Source organism: Exiguobacterium chiriqhucha RW-2 (assembly GCF_000416965.1).
Taxonomy (GTDB): Bacteria; Bacillota; Bacilli; order Exiguobacteriales; family Exiguobacteriaceae; genus Exiguobacterium; species Exiguobacterium chiriqhucha.
Genome location: NZ_ATCL01000022.1, coordinates 218,883 through 234,507, shown reverse-complemented (window position 1 = coordinate 234,507; position 15,625 = coordinate 218,883). Strand labels below are relative to the sequence as shown.

Below are 15,625 nucleotides of genomic sequence, written 5' to 3'. Positions count from 1 at the left end.
CATGGGGATTCGGTTAGATGAGAAGTTTCAAGATCGACGCAAAGACGGGATTGATAATCCATTCATGCGCCAAGCCGTAAGTTCGGCCCAGAACCGATTACGTGACGGAAGGCTGAACGCGGCAGGTGAGCTTGGGGATTGGGAAGCGTTTCGGGACCATTCGGAAGAGATTCGCCAACATGTGCTCGAACATCTTGACTATTACTTGTATCAATTGAGCGAGAATATCTCCAAACGGGGCGGCAACGTCTTTTTCGCCGAGACGCCGGAAGAAGCGAACCGTTACATCCGGGAAGTCGTTCGCGCCAAGAATGCCAAGCACATCGTCAAATCGAAATCGATGGTAACAGAAGAAATCGGGTTGAATGAGGCGCTCCATGAGGAAGGATGCACGGTCGTCGAGTCCGATCTCGGGGAATGGATTCTGCAGCTCGACAACGATCCACCGTCGCACATCGTCGCCCCGGCCTTGCACAAAGACCGAAACGCCGTCCACGAGACGTTCACGGCCCACGGCTATGAAGGATCGAACGACCCGACCGAGCTCGGGCGTTATGCTCGCCGTGAGTTGCGGAAAGACTTTTTGAAAGCAGAAGTCGGCATCACGGGCTGTAACTTCGCCATCGCCGAGAGCGGTGCCGTCGGGCTCGTGACGAACGAAGGGAACGGTCGCATGGTGACGTCGCTTCCGGACACGGTCATCTCGGTCATGGGCATGGAACGGATCGTGCCATCGTATGAAGAGTTCGAGGTGCTCGTCAATATGCTATGTCGGAGCGCCGTCGGTCAACGACTCACCTCGTACATCACGACGTTCGCTGGCACGCGCGGTCACGGCGAAGTCGATGGACCAGAGGAGTTCCATCTCGTCATCGTCGACAACAAACGCTCTGGTATCCTCGGCACACAGTTCCAGTCTGTGCTCCAATGCATCCGCTGTGCGGCCTGTATCAATGTCTGCCCAGTCTACCGCCATATTGGTGGTCACGCCTACGGCTCGATTTATCCGGGCCCGATCGGTGCCGTGCTCGCCCCGCTCCTCGACGGATACGAGAATTACAAAGAATTACCATACGCCTCGAGCCTATGCGGTGCCTGTACGGAAGCCTGTCCGGTCAAAATCCCGCTTCACGAGCTGTTGATTGAGCATCGCCGGGTCATCGTCGAAGAGAAGAAACAATCACCGTTCGTCGAGCGCATCGCCATGAAAGGCTTCGCCGTCACGTCCTCGAGTCCGTTCTTATTTGAAGCGGCCGAACACATCGCGCCGTTCGCATCGTCCCCGTTCACGAAAGCGGGACAAATCGATAAAGGGTTACCGGCATGGACGGATTCGAAAGACTTACCGCAACCGGCCAAGCAGACGGTGCGGGATTGGTTCAAGAAACGGGGGAATGCAGAATGAATCCAGGCACGATCACCAATCGCGAGGATTTTCTAAAACGAATCGCAGGGCAACTCGGACGTGACGTCGATTTGACGCCGCCGAAACGAGTGTATAAGCATCGACCGCAAGACGAGGTGTTGAAAGATGCGTCCGACGAGGAACTGCTCGAGACATTCCGGATGGTCGCGACACGCATCCACACCGACGTCGTCGAATGCGAGTCGGCCAACCTCGATGATACGCTCCGTCTGTTAATTGATCGGTATGAAGGGAAAGCCATCATCGCTGAACATGACGACCGGATTCAGGCGTGGGCCCCAAACACGAGCGAATCGTTTGACTGGTGGGATGTGGAGCGACCGGAAGACAGCCGTTCCCTCGCCATAAAAGCCGATATCGGCATCACGATTGCCGACCAGGCCCTCGCCGAGAGTGCAACCATCGTTCAATACGCAGCACCCGGCAAGTCACGTACAATCAGCCTATTGCCGCGCGACCATATCGCCATCATCCCGAAATCGGTGCTCGTCCCGCGGATGACGCAGGCGGCCAAACAACTAGCCGACCTCGACCGCTCCGGTGAGCTCAACTCGCCGAACGGGGTCAACTTCATCTCAGGTCCATCGAACTCGGCCGATATCGAGATGAATTTGATTGTTGGGGTGCACGGACCGGTCCGTGTCGCCTACTTGCTTGTCCACGATCTGTAAACAAAAAGACTCGCGCGTGAATAGCTCACGCGCGAGTCTTTTTCATGCTTATTCGACGGTGATGCTCCCGTTCGAGCTCGTCAGTTTGAGTTCGACCGTCCCGTCCCCGAACGTCCGCTCGTTCGCCCGGTCGCCGAACAGTTCGACTTTGCCGTTTCTCGTCTTGGCCCGGATGACGGCGTCACGCGGATCTCGCTTCAGACGCACATCGATGCGTCCGTTGTTCGTTTTCAGACGGACCGGATGCTCGAGCACATCTATGACACAGTCGATGCGTCCGTTCGATGTCTTCGCCTCGACTGCCCCTGTCACGTCATGGATATCGAGACGGCCGTTCGACGACTGAACCTCGAGACGATCCACAGTCGAGCCAAGCACTTCCACGCGTCCGTTCGACGATTGCGCGTCAAGGTCCTGCCCTGTCATCGACGTGAGACTGACTTTCCCGTTCGAAGAGCGGAACGAGCCTCGCTTGGCGCTAACAGTATGGGCCGTGATGCTCCCGTTCTCACTCTCAACTTCGACCGATGCGGCCTCGAGATTGCGCACGTCACAGGAGCCGAGACGATTTTTCAAGACGACTTGCTCATATGCATGGCGTGGTAACTCGACGTGTAACACCGGTGCCTTGGTCACCGCCCAGGCGAACAAGTTCGACAGACCAAACCGGCGCTCTGATTCGATTCGAATCTCCAGGGTGTCCCCGACAATCTCCATCGTCACCCCGTGGTCTCGTTCCGTCTCGAGCGTGGCGTAGGCAAAGCCGTCATGAGACGGCACGACTTGGACGTGCGCTTGCAGGACGTTAATCGAGACGTTGCGAAACGCCACGTTCTGGCTTTTGACAACGGCCGGTTCTTTGCGTACCTCAGACGAGAGCTCGTTTGATTCGAGCAACTCGCTCGCGAGCGCGCTTGGCGCCCCGAGTTCTTCAATCATCGCCGCATCTGTCTTCCCGTCAACCCGTCCGCTCGCAAAGTATTCCGACACATCCCGTAAAATATCGACCCGCTCGATGACGCTCATGCCCATCAGTAACCGTTCGAGTTCCAATAAATACTGTTCTTCTGTCATTTGTCCGTTCCCCCTTCAATCAATTCGTTGACACCGGTCGTGAACGCTTCCCATTCCGCACGTAGTTCTGCCAAATGAGCTTTCCCCTGCTCTGTGATCGTGTAGTACTTTCGCGGTGGTCCTTCTGCCGACTCCTTTAAGTACGTTGTGAAATACCCGTCCGAGGTGAGTCGCCGCAGGAGCGGATAGACGGCCCCTTCCGAGATGGCGACTTTTGCCGAGATGGCTTGCACGAGCTCGTATCCGTAACGGTCATGCGTCTCGACGAGCGCGAGCACGCACAAATTGAGCACACCTTTCTTGAACTGAGGATTCATTTCCTCGCCTCCTCTACTATATATTAAACAATAGCTCATCATTCACTATTATTCAATAGATAATAGTTAAATTTCCGCTTATTTCTTGATTGGTGGAAACAACTGGTTTAAATCTGTACAATGAAGGAACGATACTCGTAGGATATTTGTCACAGCAGGAATGTACGCAGTTCCAGGAAGGAACGGTCTTTATGAAAGCATGGATTGACCAGCGGATCGGAAGACAGTTTTTATTCGTCTTCTATTTATTCATCGGACTGATCCTCCTGACCTCACTCGCCGTGTACATGTATACGGAAAACCGAATCGAACAGACGACGTCATCGCTCGAGAACATTAGTGAACGTCGCACGAACGCGACCGAACTATTCGAGACGTGGCAGTCGATGCAATATGAAATGCGTGGCTATGTCATCCTCGGCGACGAGGCGATGCTCGCCCGCGTGAAAGAAAAACAAGACTTAATTGAGATTCAGACCGCATGGTTCGAGACGAACGCGGTCACTGAAAAAGAGAAGACGTATGCCAGCGACGCACGGACGCTATTCTCGGCTTATCAACAACGCGTCATGCCGAGCCTAGAGCGATATGTCATCGCCAAACGCGAAGGGACGGTCACCGAACCGTTTTTGAAAATGCCGACACTTGGCAAAGTGACGCCGCAAGCGGAACCGCCTGCCGACCGCAAATTCAAAATCAACTCAAAAAGTGCCGCAGATATGAGCGCGAGCATCGTCGATATGGAGACGGTGTTCACCGAATACCGCAACTCGTTGAATGAAGAAGAGAATCAGTTGCGGGAGCAACTCGCCACTCATACAAAGTGGGCGCAAGTGCTCTGGCTCCTCTCCCTCCTCGCCGTGTTGCTCGTCCTCTTTATCGCTGCTCGCCCTTATGTGAAACGATTGACCGGTCAACTGCAGAACTTGATTATCAACAGTGATCGACTGGCGGATGAACGGATCATTCCGATTCCAGCGGCTGTCTCTTCGCGAAATGAGGTCGGACAATTGACGAACTCATTCCGTCAAATGGCCTCTTCGCTCGCGACACAACGCAACCAAGTCGAGGAAGAACGTGAGAAGACGGCGCGCCTCCTGCACTCGATTCGTGATGCGGTCATTTATGTCGAGCATACGACACATGAGAAGTTCGCCAACCAGGCCCTCTTCATCATGTTCAATCAAGCCGCCACGAAACGGAACGAGATGGACTTGTACCGCTTGGATGCTGATTTAGAGGAACTCGGTCTTCAAGTCGATCAGAAAGACTCGTTCTTCTCATTCATGCGCCGTGCGTTTGATGGCGAGAGCATGGAAGAAAGCGTGACGTTCTCGATGAATCAAGAAGAACGCTTCATCCAGATGTATGCCGAGAAAATCCACTTGCGTGGCACCCGTCATGGCACGATGCTCGTTTTCCGGGATGTGACGCAAGAGACCGAAGTCGACCGCTTGAAAACGGAACTCGTGTCGACCGTGTCGCACGAACTGCGCACACCGCTCACGAGCATCATCGGCTTCACCGAGCTGCTTCGCTATCGGACGATGCCTGCAGAGCGCATCGATCAATATTTAGGGATGATTCACCAAGAGACGCTCCGTCTCGAGGACTTGATTTCCAACTTGCTCGACGTGCAACGGATGGAGTCCGGCAAACAGACGTACCATAGCCGACCCGAGAGCTTGCATACGATTTTAAAAGAAACGATCGCCATCCATCAAGGTGCGAGCGAACATCATCAGCTCTCCCTCGAATGTGATACGAATCTGTATGTATACGGTGATCGGGATCGCCTGAGTCAACTGTTCACGAACTTGCTCCACAATGCGATCAAATATTCACCGGAAGGCGGCAAAGTCGCCGTCTGTGTCACGAATGACAAGTCAGACGTCATCGAGATTTCGATTCAGGACACTGGCATCGGCATCCCGATGTCGGCGTTGCCGAAACTGTTCGACAAGTTTTATCGCGTCGACAATTCGGCCAGTCGTAAAATCGGTGGCACGGGCCTCGGCCTCGCCATCTGTAAAGAGATTGCCGAAGGGCACGGCGGAACGATTCGTGTCGATTCGAGCATCGGCCATGGTTCGACGTTTACCATCCTCTTGCCGAAATATAGTATGGAAAATCAACTAAGCAGTTAATAGACAAAGGGAGGCTTCGCTTGACGCGGAGCCTCCCTGTTGTCATTGCACTTTATTTTCAGGACCAAAGGATGGATAGAGCGACAAGCCCCCGTCCGCGAAAATCGTTGCACCGGTAACGTACGATGACTCATCTGAAGCAAGCCATGCCGCAACGGCCGCAATCTGTTCCGGACGTCCGATTTCATGGGTCGGGATAAGTGCCTCTAGCCCTTTCTTCTCTTCAGGGTCTTGCATCGTCTCTTCGTTGATTGGTGTATCGATGGCACCTGGCGCGATGCCGTTGACACGAATCTTGTTCGGTGCGTACTCGAGGGCGACCGATTTCGTGAACATCTTCACGCCACCTTTACTCGCCGCATAATGCGTATAGCCTGAACGTGGAATCACTTCATGCACCGATGACATGTTGATGATGTTTCCTTGAATCTCGTGGTCGACAAAGTATTTGAGGGCGGCACGCACACCGAGGAACGTACCCGTCAAATTCGTATCGATGATTTTCTTCCAGTTATCGAGCTCCATCTCGTGCGTCTTCGCCTCGACCTGCACGCCAGCGTTGTTGACGAAGATGTCCATCTTCCCGAACTCAGACACGGCCGTTTCAATCATCTTCTCGGCGAGATCCTCTTCCGCGACGTCCCCTTTGACCGCGACCGCTTTCCCGCCAGCGGCCTCGATGCCTTGAATGACCTTGTTCATCTCGTCCTCGCTACTGCGATAGTTCAGGACGACATGGACACCTTCTTTCGCATACCGTTCCGCGATGGCTCGCCCGAGTCCTTTCGAACTTCCGGTAATGACCGCGACTTTTCCTTTTAGTTCTGGATAGTTAGCCATATCAATTCCTCCTTCGTCTCTTCTCGATTTGTAGTTCCCTCATTCCCCTCTTGGTGAAACCTTTCCGACTGTTTTTTGAATATTTTTGGTAAATCTACTATACTGAAACAAACTATTCGTTTTCAGGATTTCTTCTGAACGACATACGACTTAACGTTAATGGAGGTGACTCCCCGATTTTTGGGGGAATTTTTGGACAGTCCCATGTTACTCAGCTTATTGATCGTCGCCTTGCTCATTTTTATGACCGCCTTTTTCGTGGCGGCCGAATTCTCCATCGTCAAAGTGCGCGGTGCCCGACTCGACCAACTTGTGCTCGAAGGGAACCGACGGGCCTCTGTCGCCAAGAAAGTGATTGAGAATCTCGATGACTCGCTATCGGCCTCACAGTTTGGCATCACACTCGCCGCCCTCGGGCTAGGCTGGATTGGCGCGGACCAAATCGAAGGGATGATTCAACCGCTCGTCGACCGCTTGAACGTCTCATCGTCGCTCGCGACCATCCTATCTTTCTTGATTGCCTTCTTGCTGATTGCCTTCTTACACGTCGTCATCGGGGAACTCGTCCCGAAAACGCTTGCTGTGCATGAAGCCGAGCGCTTGACGTTACTCGTCGCCCGACCGCTCTATTTCTTCACGAAATTACTGTATCCGTTTATCCATGTGTTGAACGGGACAGCCCGGTTGACGTTGCGCTTGTTCGGCGTGCAGACGACCGCGCAAGAGACGGCGCACTCGGAAGAAGAACTTAAAATCATCATGACCGAGAGCTTCCGCAGCGGAGAAATCAACGAGAATGAGCTCGCCTACGTTCAAAATATCTTCTCCTTTGACGAACGAATCGCCAAGGACGCGATGGTCCCACGAATGAACATGGTGACCATCGACGAAGAAGACTCGATTGAGACGATTATCGCTACCGTCCAAGAACATCAATACACCCGCTATCCGGTCACACGTGATGGCGACCGCGATGACGTGCTTGGCTTCATCAACGCCAAACAATTATTCACCGCTCAACTCGTCAAAAGTGACGCCCCGTTCGAGACGTTCATTCATCAACTGCCGCTCGTGACGGAATTCACACCGCTCCAAGAAGCGATGGTGAAAATGCAGAACGCGCGGACGATGATGTGTCTCGTCATCGATGAGTACGGCGGTACGGCCGGTCTTCTCACGATCGAGGACATCCTCGAGGAAATCGTCGGAGAGATTCGTGACGAGTTCGACCGTGACGAACAGGCTGAAATCACCGAGGTCACACCCGGTCATTACCGCTTGTCCGGTCTCGTCTTGACGCAAGAGATTGAAGAACGGTTCGGCATCGAAATCGAAGATGACGTCGATACAATCGGCGGCTTCGTCTTATCGCAAAAAGCGAATGCCCGCACCGGTGAACGGTTCGTCTTACCGGGCGAACATGAACTGATCGTCCGTGAAATCGACAATCACCGCGTCGTTTTCGTCGATTTGATTTTAGCCCATAAAGACGAGATTCAACCTGAACTCGACTGACTCAATGGACCGCCCTCCCCGATTTTTCGGGGAGGGCTTTTCGTGGAGCGGTCGAACTGTCGCTATATTTTCATGTCTTGTCGTGATATACTGCACATATGTTGCTAATTTGAGTGCGTGTCACTCATTGACACAACATCACCGAACAGTTCATCAATGTTCGGTCCAACAACTACAGAAAGAAGGTTACGCATGGAACGTAAACTATTTTTAATTGACGGAAACTCCATGCTGGCCAGTGCCTACTATGGTGCCGCCGCGAGCCGAACGAAAAAAGGACGCGAGGTATCTAAAAACGATCGGAGTGCCGTCATCGGTATGACCGGCCTCATCCGGACGATTCTACGCAGACATCGTCCGACTCATTTCGTCGTCGTGTGGGACGTCTCACGTGAAACATTATGGCGCCGCGAGCTCTATCCAGGCTATAAACGCCGTCGCCGCCAGACACCACCCGAGTTGAAAGCACAAATGGAACTCATGCGCCAATTGCTTGAAGAGAGCGGCATTCCGCAATATCAAGTCGAAGGCTATGAAGGTGAAGATTTGATTGCTCATATCGCTCGGAAGTTCAGCTGTAGCGCCCCTGTCGTCATTATGACGAAAGACAAGGACTTGCTTCAGCTCGTGAGCCCACGCATCACCGTCTGGCTTCAAACGCAAGAGCTGCAACAAATGCAGGCTCGTTGCGACATCAAAGACAATCGCCCACTCCCGCTCAAGCGACATCTCGAGATTCGCCCTGAGGAGATTGCGGCATTGTACGAGGGATTGAAGCCAAAACAGCTCTCAGCAGTCAAAGCATTGACAGGAGACCGTTCAGACGGGATTCCACCTGTGGCCGGATTAGACGAAAGTCAATCGGTCCAGTTAATCAAACGCTTCGGTTCGCTCGATAAGCTCTATACGGCGCTCAGCGTCAAAGGCGACAAACGACAATTGATCAATGAAACGATCGCGGCACTGACGTCAGAAGAAGTGCCCCGTAACTTGAGACGCACACGTAAAAAGGCCGAGCGCAACATGGAGCTCGTCCGTCTCGATGTCACGGTGCCAGAACTTGAACACTTGAAACTCGCTCATCTTGAGCTCAGTATCAATTCAAAACGTGTCGAACAAGCGTATCAAAAGCGCGGCATTCGCCTCTCGTTTGATTCAAGTCAAAAGAAAATTTCAGCACGCTAAAAAAGCGCGGACATTAGTCCACGCTTTTTATATTGACCGTGATGCCGTCGTCATCGGTGAGCGACCATTCCGATGTCGTCCCGCCGAGTTCGCGATTCGTGGCCGTATCGACCAAGAGCGTCCACGCCTCCAGACCGGCCTCTTGTCCCATCGGCTGGCTTGGTCGGGCCCAGACGTTCGCGCCGATGTGGTGATGATACCCGTCGGCCGCTAAAAATAAGGCGCCCGGATACGAATCGGTCGTCACCTTGAAACCGAGACGATTTTGATAGAATAATTTTGCCGCTTCTAGGGAACGTACTTTGAAGTGGACATGCCCCATCGTCGTCCCATTCGGAAGGCCCGTGAACGGACGGTCGGCCGCCGCCTCGAGCATCGATTCATATTCAACTGGGTCCGTCGACATCTTCACATGACCGTTCGCTTCATATTCCCACTGCTCGCGGGGACGATCGGCGTAGAGCTCGATGCCGTTACCTTCCGGGTCGCTCAAATAGAACGCCTCACTGACCAAATGATCTCCTTGTCCGACTTCAATCCGTTGTTCAATCAAATGACGGAGAATCCGTCCGAGTTCGACGCGGTTTGGCAATAGAATCGCCATATGGAACAAGCCAGCTGTTCGTGGATTTGGACGCACGCCGCTCACTTCATGTAAGACGACGAGCGCCATTTCCTTCGTTCCGAGTGTGACGCGATGTTCTGACGTCTCGAGTACATCCATTCCGATGACGCGCTCATAATATGCTTTCATCGTTTCTAAATCGTTGACGCGCAATGTGACGGCGCCGAGTTTAATGTTTGTTAAGTTCATCATTGATCACCTCTTTCTCAGTATACCCGCTAAGTAGAATCGACAGAAGACGGCACAAAAAGGTGGTATAGTTACCTCAAGGATACTGTAGAGAGGAGTGAGACTGATGCCATTGATTTCAAGTTGCGAAGTCGATACCGCGCTCGAGTTGATCACGGGGAAATGGAAACCGTCGATTTTACTCGCGCTCATTAATGGAGACACGTTACGGTTCAGCGAATTGAAACGCTCGCTCCCAAATATCAGTCAAAAGATTTTGACGGCACAGCTTCGCGATTTAGAGGAGCAAGACATCATCATCCGCACCGTCTATCCCGAAGTTCCGCCTCGTGTGGACTATCGCTTGAGCGAGTATGGGAAGACGTTGATTCCGGTGCTCGAGACGATGAACGCTTGGGGCATCCAACACGCAGAACGTATGCGTCAAAAATAATTGTCCACATGTGGATAACCCGTTTCCGCATTCCCATCTATCACTTATCCACAGGAGGCTCACATGATTCGTTATCCACAATTGACCGGACATCACTTCGGTGTGACGGCCCCTTCGTCTGGCGTTCCCGCTGAATTACATGGACTACTCCATGAGGCCGAGGCGACGTTCACCCGCCACGGGTTCACGCTCCAATTCGAGCCATCGGTCTGGACACAAGACAAAGCAAAATCGGCACCAGCAGAAGTGCGGGCCGATGAATTGACGCGGTTGTTCCACGATGACGCCATCGATTTGATTATCCCGCCATGGGGCGGCGTCCTCTTGATTGAGTTGCTAGACGCTATCGAGTGGGACACGCTCCCACCGAAATGGGTGCTCGGCTATTCGGACGTCAGCTTATTCCTATTCGTGTATACGCTCAAGACCGGCATCGCCTCGGCCCACGGGACGAACCTCGTCGACCTGCGCGGCGAAGAATGGGACGCGACAAGCTCGCGTTGGCTCGATGTCGTATCCGCAAAAGAAGGCGAGACGGTCATCCAGCTCGCCTCGGAACAGTTCCAAAAAGAGTGGCAGCATGAGAACCCGAGCCCGCACGTCTATCATTTGACCGAACCGACGGAGTGGAAATCACTCGGCGGGACAGAGGCGACCGGGCGACTGCTCGGCGGCTGTATCGATGTCTTGTTGCATACGATCGGCACACCGTATGGAGATGTCGCGACGTTCCAACAGAACCATTTGGACGGGGAGCCGATTCTTTGGTATTTCGAGAACGCCGAGCTCGATGTTCCCGCACTCAAACGGACCCTGCTTCAAATGAAGTGGGCCGGTTGGTTCGATCATACGTCTGGCATTCTGTTCGGGCGCAGTGCGGCCCAACAGCCCGTCCAAGGCTACACGGCAGAAGACGTGTATGCGGAACTACAGGAATTGCTCGACGTACCTGTCATTTACGATATCGATTGCGGGCACGTCCCGCCGCAAATGACACTCGTCAACGGTGCCCACGCCTCGATTCAAGTTGAGGACGGCAAAGGGACACTTATTCAAACGTTCAAGGGCTGACGCGTCAGCCCTTGATTTTTTGTAATAGTTCAGTCAAATGCGTCCGGTAGAATCCTTCTGGGAGCTTTTCGACGGCTTCACGTATAAACGGGATTAACTTCTCCCCACATCCATAGCTCGCCCCAATCAGCACACCTTCGAAATACACGGCCTGGTCAATCAAACTATGTGCCTTCCAATCATCCATTCCTTCCCATAGACGGTCGAACGCCTTGTCCCCTGCTTCTTTGTCCCCTTTCATCGCATAGTAGACGCCTTTTGACATTTCAATCGCGGCGATGAATGGGTAATCTTCAGCTAGCAGTCGTTCCATTTCTTCGATGTGTCGCCCTAGGTGTTCGACACGACGATAATGGATGGCATAGAGAGCTTCTGACAATGCGAGTCTTACTTTTGCGACGTGATCGTCAGTGAACTGAATGTATTGTCTCGCTTTCACAAATGCTTCATCGATTCGTTGTTCGTCCTTCAAATACAGCGAACATAACGCGATGGTCCGATATACATCGTCCGCTCGATAATATGTTCTCGTCTGGTGCATATGAACGAGGGCAGCATCTAAATGACGAATTGCTCCTGACAAATCGCCTTCATACGTCAGCTCTTTCATAACGAGTAGCATCGCATATTCGATTCGGGTTCTCGAAGACATATTTCGCACATCTAACCATTCCATCCGATCGATTTGCGCGCTAGCTTCCTCAAACTCATTCCATAAAATGTGATAAAATGCTTTCCCAACAAGCGCCATCGCTAGCTCATCTCTTTCCCCAAGTCGCTCAAATAAGGTAATGGCACGCTCATAAAACGTTAACAATTCGGCCCGTTTGTCGCTATATCTCAATTGGTCTCCCATAATGATATAGGCACGACCTTGCCATACTGAGTTCATCTCAGGCTCTAGGTACGGAGTGAGTGCTTCATGCGTAGCTTTCTCAGTCCACTGATCAAGCGTCAATTGCGCATATTCAATCTCCTCAACAATTTTCTGTAGTTCCACCTCGCGCGGATCGACGAGCAATGACTGCACCGACACGTCCAGTCGTTTCGCGATTTCACGAAGGCTGCGCATCGACGCCTCTGCTTTGCCGTTCTCAATCATACTGAGCATCGATTTTGTGATGATGCCTTCTGCGAGTTGACTTTGCGTCAACTTTTTTTCTTTTCGTAACGCTTTAATCCGTTGTCCAATCATAGGCCACCTCTTAAAAGTTAAATTTAATTGAACTTATTGTGTACAAATCGGTCGTCATCACTTATTATAAAGTTAAATCAGGTTGAACTTAACTGTAAAGGAGAATCGATATGACGACCACCTCATCAAACTTGTATGTATTGTTGCTCGGAAAATTCATGTCGTTGTTTGCATCCAGTCTTTTCACGTTCGTCGCGGGATTGACCGTCCTGACAACATCCGGCTCAGGACTACAGTTCGCCCTCGTCTTACTCGCCGGTACAGTGCCGCGTGTGCTTTTATCACCGTTTGCCGGAGCATTCGCCGACAAACTGGATCGCAAACGTGTGATTATCACGATGGAGTCGGTGAATGCCTTATTATTTTTAGCTGCTGGAATCGCCAGTCTCGTCTGGACGTTCGGCGTCCCTGCTTTCTTGATTATCACATGTCTGCTCTCTGTCGTCTCGACTTTCTTATCGGTCACGTTGTCGAGTTCGATTCCGCTCTTGTTTGACGAAGACGGGCTCCAACGCGCAAACTCGCTTATTCAAAGCACCATTTCCATCTCAAGCATCGGCACGCCGCTGCTCGCCGGGGCTCTGTTCACTTTGCTGCCCGTCTCGGCATTTTTGTTCAGTTCGTCGCTCTTGTTTATCATCGCCGCCCTTGTCGCCTCGCGCCTCACATTCCAAACACATGAACGCGTTTCTTCCGACCAATCGACTTGGAACGAGGTCCGATCTGGCTTCCACTATTTGAAACGCCAGCACGTACTTTGGACGTTGACCCTTTTAGCAGCATTGCTCAACTTCTTCTTCGTTGCGGCAGAAGTACTATTCCCGATTGCCGCCCTACAAGAAATCGGCGTCAGTCCGCTCCAGTTCGGCTTTTTAGAAAGCATGTTCGCCGTCGGATTTTTAGTCGCCTCGCTCGCCCATGCGTTGCCGGTCTTTCAAATCAAGCATCGGCTAGCCACGACCCGAACCGCGCTGATCATTATGAGTTGCCTCTTTATCGGACCGGCCGTCCCGCTCTATTTTGACTTCTCAGTCACACCAGCTATCGTCTTCTTCGCTGGTTTCGCCTTATTAAGCGGATTCTTCATCATCCGCATCAATATCCCCATTCAGCTCTATTTACAGACGAACACGGAACCAAGTTATCTCGGTCGCGTGATCGGTGTTCTCGAATCCCTCGCCATGGGCATCACACCATTCGGATTCATCGTGTTTGGCCTATTGAGCGAATGGATGCCGGTCGCTTCACTCTATACGATTTGCATGCTCTGCCTGCTCACCATCACGTTGTTCGCGATGTATCGGATCCGGCACGACATAACTGCCGAAAAAGCCGCTGTGTCAGCGAAAGCAGAAAGTGCGTGAACGCAAAAAGACATCGAACGATTCAGTTCGATGTCTTTTCTGTAGATGGAAGGACTCGTTTCTCTAACAAGAACGGTCCGAACGGGATAACGGATGCCATGACAGCGAGGACCAACACTTTGAAGCCCCAGTTGAAACGCCATGCCATATAGACGGCTGCCGCCACATAAGCGACGAACAAGAAACCGTGGGCCGCGCCGACGATGCTGACGGCAAGCGGCATGCCCGCCAAGTACTTGAGCGGCATCGCGATGAGCAACAAGAGTAAGAAAGACATCCCCTCTGTGTATCCGAGCCATTTAAAACGTGTCGCGTTCATATTCGTTCTCCTTTTCAATCGATGCTACGTCCATCGTAGCCGAAAGAGGTGATGTTTGTCACAGGAGAACGTCATAAAGTCGTTACGCTATTTGACGATTTGGTGAACGATGCATGACTTTTGTTTCCACGAACTTGCGAAGGAACAACCCATCGACCCCAAGTTTCCCAGCATTGTAGCCCGCGACGAGAATAAGGACTGAGACAATCAACATCGTCGGGTTCGTGCTGACCGTACCTGAGAGCAAGAACGCCATGTTCATGACGAGACCGAAGAAGGCTGCGCTACGTGTGAGGGCACCAACCAAGAGTCCAAGACCGACTAGGAACTCCCCGTATGGGATCAACACATCGAACAAGGCTGCGTTCGGGATGGCGAAGTTTTCAAGGAATGCTGCCCACCAACCGGCTACAGCTGGGTGATCGCCTGTCGCCAGTGTCAGTGCGTTATTGAGGAAACCTTCTGAACCGAATCCGCCTGTGATCTTGCCCCAACCTGCTGTGAGCCAGTGATAGCCGAGCCAGACGCGAAGGACTGTCAAAATACCGGTGGCGACGTTGTGGTTCTGCCAAAATTTTGTGAACATGATAATTCCTCCTTAGAATGAGTGAATGATGACTTATATGTGATTACATTCACAATATACCATCCATGTTCATCTTTTCACATAGGTTAGGACAACAGTTCACGTTTCGTTCATATGTGTGTCACAGGTCAGTCACTTTTTGGAAATTGGTCAATTACAAAAGACGCCCACTCGGGACGTCTTTGTTTGAATTACAGGTTCACTTCTTGAGGCGGCTGTCCTTTTTTATTCATCACGCGCATCGATTGCGGCGAGATTTTTAAGATGACGAGTTTTGGATCATCTGGACCGTCGAACCAGCCTTCTAGTTTCTCGTTCCATACTTTTTCTTTCATCGATTCGTCATCGGATACCGTCGTCTCCCCCAAAATCTCGAGATACGTGTCCCCGACGCCATCGCCGTCATAGCCAATCAGAATATGCGTATACGGATTGTTCTTCAGTTCATCGACTTTATCCGTGTCTTTCGATGTTGCCGTGTAGAGTGTCAGCTCATCATGGAAAAAAGTCATATAACGGCTATGCGGCTTGCCTTTATAGACCGTCGCCATCGTGCCCACGTTACTATGATCTAAAATCTGTCTTGCCGTTTGCATTGCATCCATTCTGAAAAACCTCCTTGTGGTAGTCACTCGTATATTGATTCCCCTGGGACAAGTGATTAAACA

General features: G+C 52.0%; 16 protein-coding genes. 8 read left to right on the top strand and 8 right to left on the bottom strand.

The features are described from left to right. Window position 1 precedes the first annotated feature (1 nt). Entirely contained in the window at window positions 2-1,405 is a 1,404-nt protein-coding gene (locus M467_RS30705; RefSeq protein ID WP_031200455.1) for a LutB/LldF family L-lactate oxidation iron-sulfur protein, read from the top strand. After that, window positions 1,402-2,097, top strand: coding sequence for a LutC/YkgG family protein (locus tag M467_RS30700; protein WP_021068069.1), 696 nt, complete (start codon window positions 1,402-1,404; stop codon window positions 2,095-2,097). The genes M467_RS30705 and M467_RS30700 overlap by 4 nt, the downstream gene beginning before the upstream one ends. 48 nt (window positions 2,098-2,145) lie before the next feature. On the opposite strand, the gene M467_RS30695 is transcribed toward M467_RS30700, so the two are convergent. Together M467_RS30695 and M467_RS30690 are read right to left on the bottom strand one after the other, a co-directional pair. Further along, the gene (locus M467_RS30695; protein WP_021068068.1) at window positions 2,146-3,171 is read right to left on the bottom strand and encodes a DUF4097 family beta strand repeat-containing protein; all 1,026 of its coding nucleotides are present in this window, start codon (window positions 3,169-3,171) and stop codon (window positions 2,146-2,148) included. After that, a complete protein-coding gene (locus M467_RS30690) occupies window positions 3,168-3,488 on the bottom strand; it encodes a PadR family transcriptional regulator (RefSeq protein ID WP_021068067.1) in 321 nt (106 codons plus the stop codon). Before M467_RS30690 ends, M467_RS30695 begins: the two co-directional genes overlap by 4 nt. A gap of 191 nt (window positions 3,489-3,679) precedes the next feature. Here M467_RS30690 and M467_RS30685 point away from each other — a divergent pair, with 191 nt between their 5' ends. After that, the gene (locus M467_RS30685; RefSeq protein WP_021068066.1) at window positions 3,680-5,635 is read left to right on the top strand and encodes an ATP-binding protein; all 1,956 of its coding nucleotides are present in this window, start codon (window positions 3,680-3,682) and stop codon (window positions 5,633-5,635) included. Between the two features lie 42 nt (window positions 5,636-5,677). Here the strand turns inward: M467_RS30685 and M467_RS30680 are convergent, their stop codons facing one another. Beyond that, on the bottom strand, window positions 5,678-6,475 hold the full coding sequence (locus tag M467_RS30680; protein WP_021068065.1) for a glucose 1-dehydrogenase: 798 nt from the start codon (window positions 6,473-6,475) through the stop codon (window positions 5,678-5,680). Between the two features lie 192 nt (window positions 6,476-6,667). Between M467_RS30680 and M467_RS30675 the strand changes: the two genes are divergently transcribed. Both M467_RS30675 and M467_RS30670 read left to right on the top strand, forming a co-directional pair. Then, window positions 6,668-7,990 (top strand): hemolysin family protein, encoded by a 1,323-nt coding sequence (locus M467_RS30675; RefSeq protein ID WP_034797473.1) that lies wholly within the window; start codon window positions 6,668-6,670, stop codon window positions 7,988-7,990. A gap of 192 nt (window positions 7,991-8,182) precedes the next feature. Further along, a complete protein-coding gene (locus M467_RS30670; protein WP_021068063.1) occupies window positions 8,183-9,175 on the top strand; it encodes a 5'-3' exonuclease in 993 nt (330 codons plus the stop codon). A 13-nt stretch (window positions 9,176-9,188) separates the two neighbouring features. Here M467_RS30670 and M467_RS30665 read toward each other — a convergent pair whose 3' ends face one another. Beyond that, entirely contained in the window at window positions 9,189-9,989 is an 801-nt protein-coding gene (locus tag M467_RS30665) for a VOC family protein (RefSeq protein WP_031200453.1), read from the bottom strand. 106 nt (window positions 9,990-10,095) lie between these two features. Here M467_RS30665 and M467_RS30660 point away from each other — a divergent pair, with 106 nt between their 5' ends. Together M467_RS30660 and M467_RS30655 are read left to right on the top strand one after the other, a co-directional pair. Further along, window positions 10,096-10,422: a winged helix-turn-helix transcriptional regulator gene (locus M467_RS30660; protein ID WP_021068061.1), complete on the top strand. Its 327-nt coding sequence runs from the start codon at window positions 10,096-10,098 to the stop codon at window positions 10,420-10,422. Window positions 10,423-10,485: 63 nt separating this feature from the next. Continuing rightward, window positions 10,486-11,493, top strand: a complete 1,008-nt coding sequence (locus M467_RS30655; RefSeq protein ID WP_021068060.1) for a S66 family peptidase — start codon at window positions 10,486-10,488, stop codon at window positions 11,491-11,493. Between the two features lie 4 nt (window positions 11,494-11,497). Here the strand turns inward: M467_RS30655 and M467_RS30650 are convergent, their stop codons facing one another. After that, entirely contained in the window at window positions 11,498-12,688 is a 1,191-nt protein-coding gene (locus tag M467_RS30650; RefSeq protein WP_021068059.1) for a helix-turn-helix domain-containing protein, read from the bottom strand. Between the two features lie 110 nt (window positions 12,689-12,798). Between M467_RS30650 and M467_RS30645 the strand changes: the two genes are divergently transcribed. Then, entirely contained in the window at window positions 12,799-14,052 is a 1,254-nt protein-coding gene (locus M467_RS30645) for an MFS transporter (protein ID WP_021068058.1), read from the top strand. 22 nt (window positions 14,053-14,074) lie between these two features. On the opposite strand, the gene M467_RS30640 is transcribed toward M467_RS30645, so the two are convergent. From M467_RS30640 to M467_RS30630, 3 genes are all read right to left on the bottom strand, one after another. Then, a complete protein-coding gene (locus tag M467_RS30640) occupies window positions 14,075-14,371 on the bottom strand; it encodes a DUF3817 domain-containing protein (protein WP_021068057.1) in 297 nt (98 codons plus the stop codon). An 82-nt stretch (window positions 14,372-14,453) separates the two neighbouring features. Further along, window positions 14,454-14,957, bottom strand: coding sequence for a DoxX family protein (locus M467_RS30635; protein ID WP_021068056.1), 504 nt, complete (start codon window positions 14,955-14,957; stop codon window positions 14,454-14,456). A 191-nt stretch (window positions 14,958-15,148) separates the two neighbouring features. Beyond that, window positions 15,149-15,562 carry a pyridoxamine 5'-phosphate oxidase family protein gene (locus M467_RS30630; protein WP_021068055.1) on the bottom strand — a complete coding sequence of 138 codons (414 nt, stop codon included), beginning with the start codon at window positions 15,560-15,562 and terminating at the stop codon, window positions 15,149-15,151. Window positions 15,563-15,625 lie beyond the last annotated feature (63 nt).